This is a genomic window from Myxacorys almedinensis A (assembly GCF_010091945.1).
GTDB classification, from domain to species: domain Bacteria; phylum Cyanobacteriota; class Cyanobacteriia; order Leptolyngbyales; family Leptolyngbyaceae; genus Myxacorys; species Myxacorys almedinensis.
Map to the genome: position 1 here is coordinate 1 of NZ_WVIE01000080.1, position 556 is coordinate 556.

The following is a 556-nucleotide window of genomic DNA, read 5'->3' on the forward strand; positions in this document are numbered from 1 at the left end:
CGCGTCACTAAATCCTGAAGCTGAGCTTGCGCGTCACTCGCAAACGCTCGAATCTGCGGTTTGAGCGCTTCCCCAAACCATGCCAATATTGCCGCATCCACCCGGTCAGTTTTAGCAAGTTGATTTGCCGCTTTGGCAAAATTGCGCCCTTGTCTGGCGTTGATCACTACGACTGGGTAGGCTAATGCCCACAAGCGCAATGCCACTTGCCGCTCATACCCACCCGTGGATTCTAAAACGACGCGTCCTACTTCACAAGGTAACTCCAGATGAGTGACTAATTCTTGGATGCCACCGTCATGATTGCTGACTCGAAAGCTTTTACCCTCTGGTCGTAGATGCACATCTAGCCAGCGCTTACACACATCTATCCCAATCCATTGTTCGTCCTGCCCCATCTCACCCTGTCCTAGTTATTCTAAAGAGGATTTATTCTAAAGAGCTTAGTCTTTGACTCTGCCTTGCGTCATTCGGGATCTGTTGTCCCAACCGATGATTCGAGTTTGACTATTTGCATAGAGAGATGACCCTAGCTTCTCCACGATGTCTTGCATCC

Annotated in this window: 1 protein-coding gene; it reads right to left on the minus strand. The window is 49.6% G+C overall.

The genetic code is table 11. The annotated features are described in order from the left end of the window. Nucleotides 1-398, minus strand: a 398-nt coding sequence (locus GS601_RS22725) for an IS110 family transposase (protein ID WP_162425564.1), incomplete at its 3' end; no start/stop codon positions are given. Between the last annotated feature and the right edge of the window lie 158 nt (nucleotides 399-556).